This is a genomic window from Belnapia moabensis DSM 16746, assembly GCF_000745835.1.
Classification (GTDB): domain Bacteria; phylum Pseudomonadota; class Alphaproteobacteria; order Acetobacterales; family Acetobacteraceae; genus Belnapia; species Belnapia moabensis.
In genome coordinates, this window is the sequence record NZ_JQKB01000016.1 from 20,312 (window position 1) to 35,137 (window position 14,826).

A 14,826-nucleotide genomic window follows, 5' to 3' on the forward strand; every position below is an offset into this window, starting at 1 on the left:
TCGCCAACGCGGGAGATGCGATCCGCGGCAATCGGATGACAATCGCCAGTGTGGGTGTTATATTATAACAATGATGCTCGCCCCCCGCCGTGCCCTCCTCGCCCTGCCTGCCCTCCTGCTGCCGGGGAAGGGCCGTGCGCAGGCGCGACCAGACGGGCGGCCCGTGGTGGTCGCCTCCTTCTCCATCCTCGGCGACATGGTCAGGCAACTGGTCGGGGATGCGGTGGAGCTGCGGGTGCTGGCCGGGCCGGAGACGGATGCCCATGTCTTCCAGCCCAGGCCCTCGGAGGCACGGGCGATCGAGGGGGCGGCGCTCGTCATCCGCAACGGGCTGGGTTTCGAGCCCTGGCTGGACCGGCTGCTGCGGAGCACGGGCTATCGCGGGCCGTTGGTGACGACGAGCGAGGGTATCACGGCACGCGGCACCGATCCGCATGCCTGGCAGGACGTGGCGCGGGGGCGGGCCTATGCGGCGGCGATCGCGCTCGGGCTCGGCCGGGTGCTACCGGCGGGGGCGGTACGCGCCGAGGCCTATGACGCGCGGCTGGCGGCGCTCGATGCCTGGGTGCTGGGCGAAGTCGCGCGCGTGCCGCCGGAGCGGCGCGTCGTCGTCACCAGCCATGAGGCCTTCGACTATTTCGCCGCTCGTTACGGCGTGCGGGTCCTGGCGCCGCAGGGCATCGCGCCCAATGCCCAGCCCTCGGCGGCGCAAGTGGCGGCGCTGATCCGGCAGATCCGGGCGGAGCGGGTCTCCGCCGTCTTCATCGAGGGACGGGGTAGCCAGGCGGTGATGGAGCGGCTGGCGCGGGATGCGGGGATCGCGGTGCGGGGGCGGCTCTATGCCGATACCCTCTCGGCGCCGGATGGGCCGGCGCCGACCTATGAGGCGATGATGCGGCATAATCTCGGCCTGCTGGTCCCCGCCATGCTGGGGGCAACCGCGCCCTGAGTCCGGGCGTATCGGCCTGCATGGATTTGCCGCCCGACTGGATCGACCCGCCCGACCTCGCCACCGCCCGCGCGGCGCAGATGGCCCTCGCCGCCCGGGTGGTGACCGAGGATGCGCTGGGCCCGGTGCGGCTGATCGGCGGGGTCGATATCAGCAATACCCGCTTCGATCCTGAGAACCTGGTCTTCGCCGCCGTGGTGGTGCTGAACTGGCCGGGGCTCGAGGTGGTGGCGAGCGCCTCCGCGGTGCGGCGGGCGACGATGCCCTATATCCCCGGCTTCCTCGGCTTCCGCGAGGTGCCGGCGCTGCTGGAGGCCTGGGCGAAGCTCGGCGAGCGGCCCGACCTGGTGCTGGTCGATGGGCATGGGGTGGCGCATCCGCGGGGGCTCGGCATCGCCTCGCATCTCGGGGTGGTGCTCGATGTGCCGAGCATCGGTGTCGCCAAGTCGCCCCTGGTCGGGCGGCCGGAGGGCGAGCTGGGCGCGGAGCCCGGCGCCGCAGTGCCGCTGGCCTGGAAAGGGCGGGCGCTCGGCACGGTGCTGCGGACGCGGTGTCGGTCCAACCCGCTCTATATCTCGCCGGGGCACCGGGTTTCGCCGACGGCGGCCGTCGAGTGGGTGCAGCGCTGCGGGACCGGCTACCGGCTGCCGGAGCCGACGCGGCAGGCGCATCTGGCGGCCAATGTCGCGCGGCGGGCGCATGGGGTCGTCAAGCCGGAAGGGCCGGAGTAAACCGCGACCCATGCATCGTCTCTGGATTGCCCTTGGCGCCGTCGCCGGGCTCACTGCCGTCGGCCTGGCGGCCTGGGCTGCGCATGGGGCGCCCACAAGGCTCGACCCGGCGCGGCTCGGCATGCTGGCGAACGGCATCCAGATGCAGGGTTGGCATGCGCTGGCCCTATTGGCGACGGGGCTCTGGGCGGAGCGGCGCGGTGGGGTGCTGGTGCAGCTTGCCGGGGCGGGCTTCGCGCTCGGGCTGATCCTGTTCTGCGGCGGGGTCTATGCCGTGGCGATCGGCGGAGTCTCGCTCGGGGCGGTGGCGCCGGTTGGGGGCATGACGCTGATGGCGGCCTGGGCGCTGCTCGGCCTCTCGGCGCTGGTACGGCGATGATCGGGGCGGCCTATCTCGCAGCCGAGGGCTTCGAGGCGGAGCTGGCCGAGGAGTTGCGCCTGGCCGGAGGGAGCATCAGCGCCTGGCACGGGCGCCTCGCCCTGTCGCCGGAGCCGCCGCGGAGCCTGGCCTGGGCGCTCGAGGCCTGGACGGCGCCGGAGGAGGTGCCGGCGCCTTCGGTGAAGGCGGCGGCGGATGCGCTGCGGGCGATCCAGCGGAATTGGGCGCTCTATGCCCATGGCCAGCATCGGCGGGCGGCGCTGATCGCCGAGCGGTTGCCGCCGGTGAAGGCGAGGCCGCTGCACTTCCCCGAGCCGGCGCCGGCCGCGCATCTTGGCGCCTGGACCTTGCTGGCACCAGACCGTCTGCTGCTGAGTGCGACCAAGACCAGTCCCTTCGTCAACGGCGCCGTGCAGTTCGTCGAGGACCGGGAGGGGCCGCCGAGCCGGGCCTATCTCAAGCTTTGGGAGGCGCTGACGCGGGCCGGTCGTTGGCCTTTGCCGGGGGAAAGCTGCCTCGACCTCGGCGCCTCGCCCGGCGGGTGGACCTGGGCGCTGGCGCAGCTTGGTGCTCAGGTGATTGCGGTGGACAAGGCGCCGCTCGACCCGGCGGTCGCGGCACTGCCGGGCGTCTCCATGCGGCAGGAGAGCGCCTTCGGCCTCGACCCGCGGCAGATGACGCCGGTCGATTGGCTGTTCAGCGATGTCATCTGCTATCCGCAGCGTCTGCTCGCCCTGGTGCGGCGCTGGCTGGAGGCGGGGCGGGTGCGGAATATCTGCTGCACCATCAAGTTCCAGGGCGAGACGGACCATGCGGCGGCGGCCGAATTCGCGGCCATTCCCGGGGCGATGGTTTTCCACGGCGCGCGCAACAAGCATGAGCTGATGGTGGTGCGGCTCGACTGAGTTGGCACGGCGGATGCTGTGCAGCCCGGCGCTGCGGACCGGCATAGGGCCGGGGGCAGCGGAGGCAGGACGGCCATGCAGGTCTCAAGCGCGGGCAGTGGCGGCAACACGGCCTTGATCCAGCAGATGTTCAGCCGCGCCGACAAGGACCGCGACGGCAGCATCTCACTCAATGAGTTCCAGGCCTTTGCCAGACCGGCAGCTTCTGCCGGGACGAGGGCAATGGATGCCGTCTTCAAGGCCCTTGATACCGATGGCGACGGCAAGCTCGGCGCCGCCGAGATGGCCAAGGTCAGGCCGCACCACCATCATGGCGGGAGCCGGCCGGTCATGGGGGTGGATGGCCTGTCGGCGCTGCTTGGCGCGCAGGAGGGCGGCCAGGCCGCGGCCGGTGGTGGAATCGAAGGCGTCATGGCGCGGATGCTGCAGGCCTATGGCGGCAAGGTGGCCGCCTGATCGCGCCCCGCATGCCGGGGCCAGGACCGGAAGACCCGCCGTGGCCCCGCATTCCCTGGCGCTGAGGCTGGACCTCTTGCCGCCCGGCGTTACGATGCCGCGCATCGGACCTGCCGGGGATACCTGCCATGCGCGCCTTATTCGTCGATGCCAACCCGTCGCTTGCGGCGGTGACCGAGCGGCTGCTGCGCCCGGGCGATCCGGAGGTGGTCATCCACCGCGACCCGGACATCAAGGCCGAGGACCTGCCGCGGCTCCTGGCCGGCTATGAGATCGCCATCGACGACCATACGCCCTTCCCGACCGATATCGTGAAGCAGTGCCCGTCGCTGAAGCACATCGTCTTCCTCGGCACCGGCGCGCGCAGCTACATGAATCCGGAGGAGCTGGAGGCGCTCGGCGTCACCGTCCATATCATCAAGGGCTATGGCGATACCGCGGTGGCCGAGATGGCCTTCGCCCTGATGTGGGACGCAGCACGGAAGACTGCGCATATGGATGGCGCCATCCGCGCCGGCGGCTGGCCGCGGGTGGTGGGGACGCAGCTGACTGGCAAGACGGTCGGCCTGATCGGCGTGGGCGGGATCGGCGCCGAGATGGCGCGGCTCTGCGCCGGAATCGGGATGAAGGTTATTGCCTGGAACCGCTCAGCCAAGGCAGTGCCAGGGGTGGAGTTCGTGGACCTTGACCGGCTGCTGGCGGAGAGCGACGTGGTGTCGCTGCACCTGCTGCTGAATGACGAGACGCGCGGTTTCCTCTCCAGCGAGCGGCTGGCGAAGATGAAGCCGGGGGCGATCCTGGTGAACACCGCCCGCGGGGCCATCGTCGATGAACTGGCCCTGGCTTCGGCGCTTGAGGCCGGGCATCTGGGCCATGCGGGCCTTGATGTCTTCACTGAGGAGCCGCTGCCGGCGGGCCATCCGCTGACCCGCCTGGAGAATGCGACGCTCACCTCCCACGCCGCCTTCCGGACGCCGGAGGCGAGCGACAACCTGATCGGGGCTGCGCTCGACCATTGCCGCCGGATCCTGGCAGAAGGGAAGTAACCCCTAAAGCCAGAGGAAGGCGCTGGAGTCCAGATCGGCGAGGTTCACGCCGGTCAGGACCATCTTCATGTCGGCCGTGCCGTCGCCGCCGAGATCGATGGACAGGACCTTGGTCGTGTCGTCGAACCGGGCCTGCGTCGACCCGCTTGCAGTCATTGCGGCGGAGCCAAGGAAGGAGAAGGCGCCCGTCAGCATTCCGGTGAAGACCAGCAGATCGTTCGCCGGGTTGAAGTCCGTGATCGTGTCGCCGGCTATGATTGGCGAGTCGTTGACCGCGCCGAAGGTGAAGCGGTCCACCCCGGCACCGCCCGTCAACACATCATTGCCAAGTCCGCCGCTGATCTGATCGCCGCCACCGCCGCCGACCAGCGTATCGTTTCCGTCGCCGCCCGTGATCCGGGTGGAGACGGAGCCGGTGACTGTGATGGCGTCGGCACCGCTGCCGCCGGTGATGACCTCGGTATTGGTGACGGTGACCGTATTGGCGCCGTTGGCGAGCACCAAGCGGTCCGTCCCTGCGCCAAGATCGATGCTGGATCCCGAGATTGCAGCATTGAAGCTAATAATGTCGGCGCCTGTGCCGCCTGTGATGGTCTCGGCGCCGGAGACGGTGAGGGTGTTGGCGCCGCTGGCCAGGGTGAGGGTGTCGGTGCCGGCGCCGAGGCTGATGGTGGCGCCGGAGATGGCGGCGCCGAGGGTGACGTCGTCGTCGCCGGTGCCGCCGGTGACGGTCTCGACGCCGGTGACGGTGACGGTGTTGGCGCCGTGGGCGAGGGTGAGGCTGTCGGCGCCGGCGCCGAGGCTGACGGTGGCGCCGGAGATGGCGGCGGCGAAGGTGATGGCGTCGGCGCCGGTGCCGCCTGTGACGGTCTCGACGTTGCCGAGGGTGAGGGCGTTGGCGCCGCTGGCGAGGATGAGGCTGTCGGCGCCGGCGCCGAGGTTGATGCTGCCGCTGGTCTGGGCGTCGGTCAGGGTGACGTCGTCGTCGCCGGCGCCGCCGGTGACGGCCTCGACGGCGCCGATGCGCAGGGTGTTGCCGCCATCGGCCAGGGTGAGGCTGTCGGTGCCGGCGCCGAGCCTGACGGTGGTGCCGGAGACGGCGGCGGAGAGGGTGATGGTGTCGGCGGCGGAGCCGCCGGTGATGGTCTCGATGTCGGCGCCGAGGGTGAGGGTGTTGGCGCCGGCGCCGGAGAGGACGAGGCTGTCGGTGCCGCTGCCGAGGGTGATGGTGGCGCCGGAGACGGCGGCGCCGAGGGTGACGGCATCGGCGCCTGTGCCGCCTGTGATGGTCTCGGCGCCGGAGACGGTGAGGGTGTTGGCGCCGCTGGCCAGGGTGAGGGTGTCGGTGCCGGCGCCGAGGCTGATGGTGGCGCCGGAGATGGCGGCGCCGAGGGTGACGTCGTCGTCGCCGGTGCCGCCAATGATGGTCTCTACATTGGATACGGTCAGCGTATAGCCACCGTTACCTAGGGTCAGCCGGTCCGCGCCGGCGCCAAGATTGACCGTGCCTCCGGAAATCGCGCCGGTCACCGTGACGATGTCATTGCCAGTTCCACCCGTCAGGCTGTCGAAGCTGCTGAGGGTGATGATATTGGCGGAGTCTCCAAGCGTGACCGTGCCGGACATGGGCTGATTCCTGCGTTCTGATTGCAGAGATCGGCATCTTGCCGACGGCGAGACCCTTTGGGCCGATGCAGCGGTATAATGGGCTACTGGTAACTTTCCGCTTAACGTCCGGGGAGCCGTTCGGCGATTTCTGCGACTACGCTTGCCCAATTACCCGGAGCGGGCTGACGCCAGAGCCGCAGGCTTTCGTACCAGGCGCAGCTTTCGCCTTGCTGACCCCAGCGCCAATCCGGCGCGAAGGGCAGCAGCAACCAGCACGGCAACCCAAGCGCGCCGGCAAGATGGGCCACCGCGGTATCGACGGCGACCAGCATGTCGAGCTGCGCCAGGGCCGCCGTCGTCTCTGCGAAATCGGTCAGAGTAGGTGCGAGGTCGACCAACCGACTGCCGAAGCCTGTCGAAGTGATATCTGCGGCACGAGGCCCGACCTGCAGCGACACCCACCGCAGATCGTCCCGCTTCAGCAGCGGCGCCAGCAGGCCGAGCGGGACAGAGCGATTTCGGTCATTCGAGTGGCATGGATTGCCGGCCCAGACCAAGCCGATCAGGGGGGCCTCGCCCTGCAGCCTTGTGGCCCAGCGCGCCGCTCGTTCAGGTTCCGCGAAAAGGTATTGCTGAGCGGGAGAGGGCGTCGGGTCGTCAAGCAGGTGCGGCATGCTCAGCAGCGGCGCATGGGCTGCATGGGGCGGCAGCGAGGTGCCAGTAGGCAATACGAGATCAGCGCCGGGCAAATTGTGCAGCAATGGAAGGAGAGGCCGCTGGACTTCCAGCACCAGTCGGCCGACGCGCCTGCGCGCAGCTTGAATATAGCGCAGGAATTGGATCGTATCGCCCAGGCCTTGTTCCCAATGCAGCAGCAGCGTGCCGTCCATCGGGTCGCCGTCCCAGACCGGGCTGTCGAAACGCCGACGTGGAGAGAGGAAGCCAGGCGCCCGCCAACGCCATTCATGTTCGCTCCAACCCGCTGCCCAGCGGCCCATCAGCATCAGCAGCAGCGAGCGGTTGTAACGAAGATTGGCATGATCCGGTGCGAGCGCGATGGCATGGTCCAGCAGCGGCAGCGCCGCGTCGAGCCGGCCGGCGGCTTGCAGGGTGGTGCCGAGGTTGTTCAGGGTTTCCACCGCATAGGGTTTTACGGCCAATGCCTCGCGATAGGCGGCTTCGGCACCGGCCAGGTCGCCGCGGGCTTGGCAGGCGCGGCCGAGGCCGTGCCAGCGCTCCCAGCCCGGGCGCAGGGCAGCGGCCCGGTGGAGATGCAGGAAGGCCTCGTCCACCTCACCCTGATCGAGCAGCAGCCGGCCCAGATTCCAGCTGGCATCGGCATGCTCCGGAACGGCGGCGATGGCCTGGCGGTAGCGGCGCAGCGCTGCCGCCTGCGCCCCCTGTTGACGGAGCAGCACGCCGGCATTGTTCGCCGCATCGGCTGCACCAGGATCCTGCGCCAGAACCCGGTCGTAGAGGGAGAGCGCATCGGCCGCGCGCCCGGCGGCGGCGAGGCGATGCGCCTCCGCCAGCAGTGGCCCGGTCATGCTGCGACGGGACGCAGATCGACCTGCCAATCCGCCGAGCGGACCGGCGGCAGGCCGTTCACGGTGAAGCCGGGCGGCGCCGCCAGCAGGTTCACCGCGACGATGTTGCGGAAGAACTCCACCGGTCTGCCGTAGAAATTGCCCGTCTGCACATAGGGCACAACATGCCAGTAGGGCGCATAGCCGAGCGCGGCCACCTCCTCGAGCAGCGCTGGCACGCCCTCCTTCAGCTCGGCTTCAAGATAAAGCAGCGGGCGATGACGAGCGATGGTCTCACGGGCGCCGCGCAGCACATGCGCCTCCATCCCCTCCACATCAGCCTTGATGAGGCGGCAAGCGGGAAGATTGAGGCCATCCACCGTCATCACCGGAACCAGCACGCCGCGGGCCGCATCCGCTGCATCATCGCGCCGGTTGGGGTCGAGCGCCACGCTGCCGAAGCTGTGACGTGCGTTCGGGTCCATCCGTGGCACCTCGATGGTGCCAAGCGCTTCGCCCACCGCGGCGTTCCAGCATTCAAGCTGGTCGAGCTCGTTGAGCGCCGCATTGGCGACGAGGTTGCGATAGACATGCGGCTGCGGCTCGAAGGCATGCACCCAGCCGCGCGGGCCGACCTGCCGCGCCATGGCAACGGAGAGGCTGCCGATATTGGCGCCGGCATCCACCGCCACATCGCCCGGCCGCAACAGGCGGGCGAAGAGCGCCACCTCATGCTCGGCATACTCACCATAGGTGTCGAGCAGCCGGCCGACATTGGTGTCCTGGCTGTTGAACAGCATCAACCCCTGGCGGCAGGATTTCAGCCGAGTGCGGCCGATGGGCGGGATCAGGCTGCGGTCGGCCGCACCATGCAACATCGGCGCTGGCATGGCCTCCGACCGGCGGCGCAGTACCAACTCGATCGCGCATTCGGCGACCGGGCCCATGGTCTGGTCGCCAGGCACATCCGGGCGGAAGAAGTCACGCACCACCTGGATGCGCTCCAGTTCCACCAGCCCGCCGACTTCACGGACGAGATCGACGATGTTCACCGATTTCGGCGCCCAACTCTCGGCCTTGAAGGTGGTGAAGCTCCATTTGTGGTCGGCATTGGCACGGCTCGGCCAGTGGCCGCGCTCGTACATGTCCTCGTCGGGGATGGTGATGACGAGATGGCCGCCCGGCTTCGTCACCCGGATCCAATGGCCGAGCGCAACCCGCGGATCGACCATATGCTCCAGGCAGTGGCTGGCATGGACCAGGTCGAAGCTGGCATCGGCGAGGCCCGCCAGGTACTGCGCGTCCCCATCCGGCATGTCCCATTCGCGGACGCTCTTCAGCAGCGGGAAGGCGCCGATATGGCGCGAGAGCCCGTCCGGCCCGGCGCCGATATCGAGAGCGTCGCCGACTATGTAGCGGATGAGGAACGCAGCATCGGCGATGCGACGCTTGGCCGCCTTGGATTGCTCATGCATGGGGCTACTCCGCGGCCAGGGCCGGAAAGGGGGCGAGTTGGGCGAGATCGGCGGCAAGGGCCGAAAGCGGGGCCGACCAGTCGCCCGGCCGCGCCTGGCGCAGCAGGCGGCCGGAGGGGTACCAAGGCGTGTCTTCCCAGCCGAGCATCCAGCGCCAGTCCGGCGCGAAGGGCAGCAGCAGGCGGAAGGGCCGGCCGAGCGCGCCAGCGAGATGCACGACCGAAGTATCGACCGAGACCAGGAGGTCGAGCCGCGCCAGCGCCGCCGCCGTCTCGCCGAAATCGGTCAGCTGGGGGGAAAGGTCCTCGATCTGCGGCTCGAGGCCGAGCCTGGCGATATCCGCTGCCCTCGGCCTGGCCTGAAGCCCGTAGAAGCGCAGCCCCGGCATGGCCAGCAACGGGGCGAGGGCGGCCAGGCCGATCGAGCGGTTGGCGTCGTTCTTATGCGTCGGCCGCCCGGCCCAGACGAGGCCGATCCGCGGCGGGCCGCCATCGCTTGGCAACCGCCCGCTCCAGCGCGCCAAGGCCTCGACGGGCGGGGCGAGATAGGGTGAGGGGAGTACCGTCTCCGGCAGGGTGGCGAAGGCGCGAGGCAGGCTGAGCAGCGGGCAATGCAGGTCGAAGCCCGGCAGCGGCGTGCCGGCGGCGATGACCTCCACTGGCAGGCCGGCGGCCAGGGGCAGCAGCGGCGCGGGCAGTTCCAGCAGCACATGGGAGCCGCGGGCGGCGACCAGCGGCAGGTAGCGCAGCATCATGATGCTGTCGCCGAAGCCCTGCTCGGCATGCAACAGCAGGGTGCGGCCCTCGATCGCCTCGCCGCCCCAAAGAGGCTGGGTGAAGCCGCGCGGCCGGGCAGGGAAGCCGGGAACGCGCCAGCGCCATTCCGCCCCGTCCCAGCCCGATGCCCAGTCGCCGGACAGCAGGTCGGTGACGGCGAGGTTCCATCGCGTCTCAGCATGGTCCGGGGCGATGGCCAGGGCAGCGCGATAGGCCGCCCGCGCCTCATCCAGGCGGTTCTGCCCACGGAGCGCCCAGCCAAGGTTGGAATGCGCCAGGGCATGGTGCGGGTCGAGCGAGAGGGCGTGGCGCAGCGCCGCCTCGGCCTCCTCCGCCTGATTGAGCATGAGCAGAGCGGTGGCGAGGCTGTGCCAGGCCTCCGGTTGATCCGGCGCCAGGCCGGTGGCGCGGCGCAAGGGCGCCAGCGCCGCCTCGGCCTGGCCGCGATGCTGCAGGGCAAGACCGAGATTGGCCCAGCCGACCCACCAGCCCGGTGCGGCATCGGTGGCCGCGGCGAATTCCGCCTCGGCTTCCGCGGCCAGCCCGCGGTCCAGCAGGACGCCGCCAATGCCGGTGCGAACGGGAGCGAGGCCGGGGGCGAGGACGCGAGCACGGCAAAGGGCGGCCATCGCCTCGCCCGGCCGACCGAGGGCTTGGAGGGCAAGGCCGGCGCCGGCCCAGGCTGCGGCATCTTCCGGCACGAGGGCCGTAGCGTGATCGAAAAGGGAGAGTGCCCGGCGATGATCCCCGGCGGCCGCGCAGCGGCTGGCCATGGCGATCAGCCCGGCGGGATCCCGCGCGGGCACCGGCGGCAATGGCTTTTCCATATCCGCTCCTGCGCCGGCGCGCCGGGGAGCGGTATGCCCCAGGATCGTGCCGGACCGTATCCGGCTGCGACCCTAGGGTACCGAAAGCTTAGGAAGCGTTAAGCCGTTCCTTGGGCGTTCCCGCCTCAGCGGATGTAGAAGCCGAAGCCGGGCGGGGGCGGCGGAGGGGCGTAGTAGCGCGGCGGCGGCGCGTAATAGACGGGCGGCGGCGGCCGATAATAGACCGGCGGCGGAGGCGGCGCGTAATAGCGCGGAGGCGGCGGGCCCCAGTAGCGTGGCGGCGGCGGGCGATAATGGCCATAACCATGGCCATGCGGGCGGCCATACCAGTAAGGTTGCGCCTCGCCCGGCGAGGGTGCGAGCGCCAGTCCGGCGACGAGACCGGCCAGGGCGAGAATGGTCAGTCGAAGGGCGCGCATCGCAGCCGATCCTCCTTGCATGCAGGGAGAATAGCGCCCCGCTTGCGGCGGAAACGCGGCAACTGCGCGGTACCACCGGGGCCGCGGATCACTCCGCCGCGAAGACCCGGTCGAATATGGTGCGCACATGGGCGAAGTCGCGCGTCGGGTCCATGGCCGCGTCCAGCTCCGCCCCGTCCATCACCGCCGCGACGCCTGGCTCGGCGAGCAGGTTGTCGCGGAACCGTCGGAAGTCCGGCCGGCCGAGCGCCCGCCAAGTGGCCATGGCGGCGGCCTGGACGGCAGAATAGGCGGCCTCGCGGCTCATCCCCGCCTGGGTCAGCGCCAGCAGTACCTTCTGCGAATGGACGACGCCGCCGAGGCTCTCCAGGTTCTCCGTCATCCGCTCGGGATAGACGGTCAGCTTCTCCATCATGCCCGTCAGCCGGACGAGGGCGAAGTCGAGGCCGATGGTGGCATCCGGGGCGATCACCCGCTCGACGCTGGAATGGCTGATGTCCCGCTCATGCCAGAGGGCGACATTCTCCATCGCCGGGACGACATGGCTGCGAACCAGCCGGGCGAGGCCGGTCAGGTTCTCCGACAGCACCGGGTTCCGCTTGTGCGGCATGGCGGAGGAGCCCTTCTGCCCGGCATGGAAGAACTCCTCGGCCTCGCGCACCTCGCTGCGCTGGAGGTGGCGCACCTCGGTCGCCAGCCGCTCGATCGAGGAGGCGACGACGCCGAGGGCCGCGAAGAAGGCGGCATGCCGGTCGCGGGGGATGACCTGGGTGGAGACCGGCTCCACCGCGAGGCCGAGCTTCCCGGCGACATAGGCCTCGACCCGGGGATCGACGCTCGCGAAGGTGCCGACCGGGCCGCTGATGGCGCAGGTGGCGATCTCCGCGCGGGCGGAGACCAGCCGGTCACGGTTGCGGCGGAACTCGGCGTAATACCCGGCCAGCTTCAGCCCGAAGGTGGTCGGCTCGGCATGGATGCCGTGGCTGCGGCCGATGGTGGGAGTGAATTGGTGCTCGAAGGCACGCGCCTTCAGCGCCGCCAGCAGCGCGTCGAGATCGGCGATCAGCAGGTCTGCCGCCCGGGTCATCTGAACGGCGAGGCAGGTGTCCAGCACGTCGGAACTGGTCATGCCCTGGTGCATGAAGCGCGCCTCCGGCCCGATTCCCTCGCCCATCCAGGTGAGGAAGGCGATGACGTCATGGCGGGTGACACGCTCGATGGCGTCGATCGCCTCCACCTCGGCCGGGCCGATCGAGGCGGCGCGGGGCGCGCCCTTCTCGCGGATGACCCGGGCGGCCTCCTCCGGGATGGTGCCAAGCTGGGCCATGGCCTCGGCAGCCAGCGCCTCGATCTCGAACCAGATGCGGAAGCGCTCTTCCGGCGACCAGATCGCGGCCATCTGCGGGCGGGTATAGCGGGGGACCATCCGGGCCTCGGGCGTCAGGAGTGGGGAGGGGGGTTTGAACCGCACGGAGGCGGATGGCAAGACCGACAGCTTGTTGCTGATTGGGCTTGCACAAAGATTGCTTGATATTTATCTGCGGCCGGCTTCCACAAGGAACCTTCTTCCATGCCCGAATGGCTCGTCCCGCTCGCCCAGGTGCTGTTCATCGACCTCGTCCTGGCTGGCGACAATGCCATCGTCGTCGGCATGGCCGCGGCCGGGTTGCCGGCGGAGCAGCGGCGGAAGGCAATTCTCTGGGGCATCGCCGCGGCGACGGTGATGCGCATCGGCTTCGCCGCCATCACCGCACAACTTCTTGCCATCGTTGGCATTACCCTGGCGGGCGGCGTGCTGCTGCTCTGGGTCTGCTGGAAGATGTTCCGCGAACTCCGCTCGCATCACGAGGTCCCGTCCGAGGCGGCGCTCGCCGAGGCCGAGGTCACGGCGCCGCCGAACAAGACGCTCGGGCAGGCCATCCTCCAGATCCTGATCGCCGATGTGTCGATGAGCCTCGACAACGTCCTCGCCGTGGCCGGGGCGGCCAAGGAGCACACCTGGGTGCTCGTTTTCGGCCTCGCCATCTCGGTGGTGCTGATGGGGGTGGCGGCGACGCTCATCGCGAACCTGCTGAACAAGCACCGCTGGATTGCCTGGGTGGGTCTCGCCGTCATCCTTTACGTGGCGGTGGACATGATCTGGGAAGGGACGCATCAGGTCGCCGGTCAGGTGCCCGGGGCCTATGCCTACCTGCTGCTGCCGCTCGGCTATCTCGCCTTGCCGCATGTCTTCCCGGCTTGGATCTGGGCGGCGGCGACGGCGCTGCAGGTCATCGTGGTCGCCGCCCTGGCAACGGCGACGGTGACGTTGCTGCGCCGGGCCGCCGACCGGGATTGATGAAAAATTGGCAATGTAATGAGCTACTTGGCGCCCGGTCGTATGCCGGGCGCCGACTTCACAGGCTGGAATCGCTCCCCTAGGGTGCGCCGCGCCGGAAGCCCGGCCGTTGTCGCCATCGTCACCCGGCCGGAGCCCGCCGCATGGATTCGTCGTCTATCGCCGAGAGTTGGAATTGGCTGCTGCTGGGGCAGATCCTCGGCGTCAACATCATCCTCTCGGGCGACAATGCGGTGCTCATCGCCCTCGCCGCCGCCGGCCTGCCGGCCGAGCAGCGCGGCAAGGCTATCATGTTCGGCATGGTGCTGGCGGTGGTGCTCCGCATCTTCCTCAGCCTCGCCGCGGTCTGGCTGCTTGCGGTGCCGGGCCTGTTGCTCGTGGGCGGGCTGGTGCTGCTGTGGATCGCCTACAGCTTCTTCAAGGAGCTTCGGAACGAGGACAAGGCCGATGCCGAGGGAGCTCACGCCCCGCAAGAGACCAAGACCATGGCCACGGCGCTGCGCCAGATCGTCATCGCCGATGTCTCGATGAGCCTCGACAACGTCCTTGCCGTGGCCGGAGCCGCAGTCGGCAACATGCCGATGCTGATCGTCGGCCTCATCATCTCCATCCTGCTGATGGGTGTTGCGGCGACGCTGATCTCGAAGCTGCTCGAGCGCTACCGCTGGATCGCCTATCTCGGAGTCGCACTGATCGTCTGGATCGGCGTCAGGATGGTCTACGAGGATGCGCACCGGCTGGTGGGGATGTACGGCGCCGGCCATGCGGCGCTGGAGCGAAGCCCCGCCCTGGTCCACCAGCGGGAAGGTTGAGGGGTGAGGCCCGGCCGGGCGGCCATCGCGGCCGCGCTGCTGCTGGCCGGCTGCCAGATGCCGGCCCAACCCCCCGCCAGCACGGCGGCCGCTCCCGTTGACCTGGCTGCTCGCCTGCCGGAGGAGGCAGCCGGCTTCCTCCGCGGTGCCACCACTTCGCTGCCGCGCGGCGAGGCCGGGCGTGAGATCGGCTATCGCACGCCGGGCCTGATCGCCGCCGGTGCCACGGTGGAGCTCTACCGCCAGCCCGGTGTGACGCTGCCCGAGGGCGCCGGCAGCGCCGATGCCGAGGCGGCCTTCAACGAACTGGTGCAGGAGGCGCTGCGCCCCGTGCCGCCCCGCCGGATGCGGGAGGAGGGGCGCTTCACCCTGCCCTCCCGAGGGCCCGCCCTGCTGCGCTGCGCCGAGATATCCGGCTCCTACGGGCGAGAGCGGGTGCAGGGTCTGGTCTGCGCCGGCGCGATGGGCGGCGGGGTGCTGCGGCTGCGAGTGGCGATGCCGCGGCGGGAGCCGCCTCCGGCCGATGCCCGTGCCTTTGCCTCGGCCATCCTCGCCGCGCTGCGTACCCCGTGACTTCGG

General features: G+C 69.9%; 14 protein-coding genes and 1 pseudogene. 9 read left to right on the top strand and 6 right to left on the bottom strand.

Translation table 11 applies throughout. The annotated features are described in order from the left end of the window. Nucleotides 1–70 precede the first annotated feature (70 nt). From EP26_RS12530 to EP26_RS12555, 6 genes are all read left to right on the top strand, one after another. Nucleotides 71–949 carry a metal ABC transporter solute-binding protein, Zn/Mn family gene (locus EP26_RS12530; RefSeq protein WP_084112495.1) on the top strand — a complete coding sequence of 293 codons (879 nt, stop codon included), beginning with the start codon at nt 71–73 and terminating at the stop codon, nt 947–949. 20 nt (nt 950–969) lie between these two features. After that, nucleotides 970–1,680, top strand: coding sequence for a deoxyribonuclease V (gene nfi / locus EP26_RS12535; RefSeq protein ID WP_043338925.1), 711 nt, complete (start codon nt 970–972; stop codon nt 1,678–1,680). Nucleotides 1,681–1,690: 10 nt separating this feature from the next. Then, nucleotides 1,691–2,059: a DUF423 domain-containing protein gene (locus EP26_RS12540; RefSeq protein ID WP_043338926.1), complete on the top strand. Its 369-nt coding sequence runs from the start codon at nt 1,691–1,693 to the stop codon at nt 2,057–2,059. Further along, on the top strand, nt 2,056–2,964 hold the full coding sequence (locus EP26_RS12545; RefSeq protein WP_043338927.1) for an SAM-dependent methyltransferase: 909 nt from the start codon (nt 2,056–2,058) through the stop codon (nt 2,962–2,964). Before EP26_RS12540 ends, EP26_RS12545 begins: the two co-directional genes overlap by 4 nt. Before the next feature lie 75 nt (nt 2,965–3,039). Further along, complete coding sequence (locus EP26_RS31910; protein WP_052389114.1) at nt 3,040–3,420, top strand: EF-hand domain-containing protein; 381 nt, start codon at nt 3,040–3,042, stop codon at nt 3,418–3,420. A 128-nt stretch (nt 3,421–3,548) separates the two neighbouring features. Then, the gene (locus EP26_RS12555) at nt 3,549–4,466 is read left to right on the top strand and encodes an NAD(P)-dependent oxidoreductase (RefSeq protein ID WP_043338928.1); all 918 of its coding nucleotides are present in this window, start codon (nt 3,549–3,551) and stop codon (nt 4,464–4,466) included. Between the two features lie 3 nt (nt 4,467–4,469). On the opposite strand, the gene EP26_RS12560 is transcribed toward EP26_RS12555, so the two are convergent. From EP26_RS12560 to purB, 6 genes are all read right to left on the bottom strand, one after another. Next, entirely contained in the window at nt 4,470–6,092 is a 1,623-nt protein-coding gene (locus EP26_RS12560; RefSeq protein WP_043338929.1) for a beta strand repeat-containing protein, read from the bottom strand. A 101-nt stretch (nt 6,093–6,193) separates the two neighbouring features. Then, nucleotides 6,194–7,621, bottom strand: a complete 1,428-nt coding sequence (locus EP26_RS12565; protein ID WP_052389115.1) for a tetratricopeptide repeat protein — start codon at nt 7,619–7,621, stop codon at nt 6,194–6,196. Then, the gene (locus tag EP26_RS33065) at nt 7,618–9,075 is read right to left on the bottom strand and encodes an FkbM family methyltransferase (RefSeq protein WP_084112496.1); all 1,458 of its coding nucleotides are present in this window, start codon (nt 9,073–9,075) and stop codon (nt 7,618–7,620) included. Before EP26_RS33065 ends, EP26_RS12565 begins: the two co-directional genes overlap by 4 nt. Before the next feature lie 4 nt (nt 9,076–9,079). Beyond that, nucleotides 9,080–10,678, bottom strand: a complete 1,599-nt coding sequence (locus EP26_RS12575) for a tetratricopeptide repeat protein (RefSeq protein WP_157033518.1) — start codon at nt 10,676–10,678, stop codon at nt 9,080–9,082. A gap of 125 nt (nt 10,679–10,803) precedes the next feature. Further along, nucleotides 10,804–11,097 (bottom strand): hypothetical protein, encoded by a 294-nt coding sequence (locus tag EP26_RS31915; protein ID WP_052389117.1) that lies wholly within the window; start codon nt 11,095–11,097, stop codon nt 10,804–10,806. A gap of 88 nt (nt 11,098–11,185) precedes the next feature. Further along, nucleotides 11,186–12,523, bottom strand: a complete 1,338-nt coding sequence (purB, locus tag EP26_RS12585; RefSeq protein WP_043338930.1) for an adenylosuccinate lyase — start codon at nt 12,521–12,523, stop codon at nt 11,186–11,188. A 144-nt stretch (nt 12,524–12,667) separates the two neighbouring features. Here purB and EP26_RS12590 point away from each other — a divergent pair. The 3 genes and pseudogenes from EP26_RS12590 to EP26_RS12600 all read left to right on the top strand — a co-directional run. Next, nucleotides 12,668–13,270, top strand: a pseudogene (locus EP26_RS12590) (TerC family protein); the annotation flags it as partial. A 308-nt stretch (nt 13,271–13,578) separates the two neighbouring features. Next, nucleotides 13,579–14,247 carry a TerC family protein gene (locus EP26_RS12595; RefSeq protein WP_052389118.1) on the top strand — a complete coding sequence of 223 codons (669 nt, stop codon included), beginning with the start codon at nt 13,579–13,581 and terminating at the stop codon, nt 14,245–14,247. A gap of 3 nt (nt 14,248–14,250) precedes the next feature. Next, a complete protein-coding gene (locus EP26_RS12600) occupies nt 14,251–14,820 on the top strand; it encodes a hypothetical protein (protein ID WP_043338931.1) in 570 nt (189 codons plus the stop codon). The last annotated feature ends 6 nt before the right edge of the window (nt 14,821–14,826 follow it).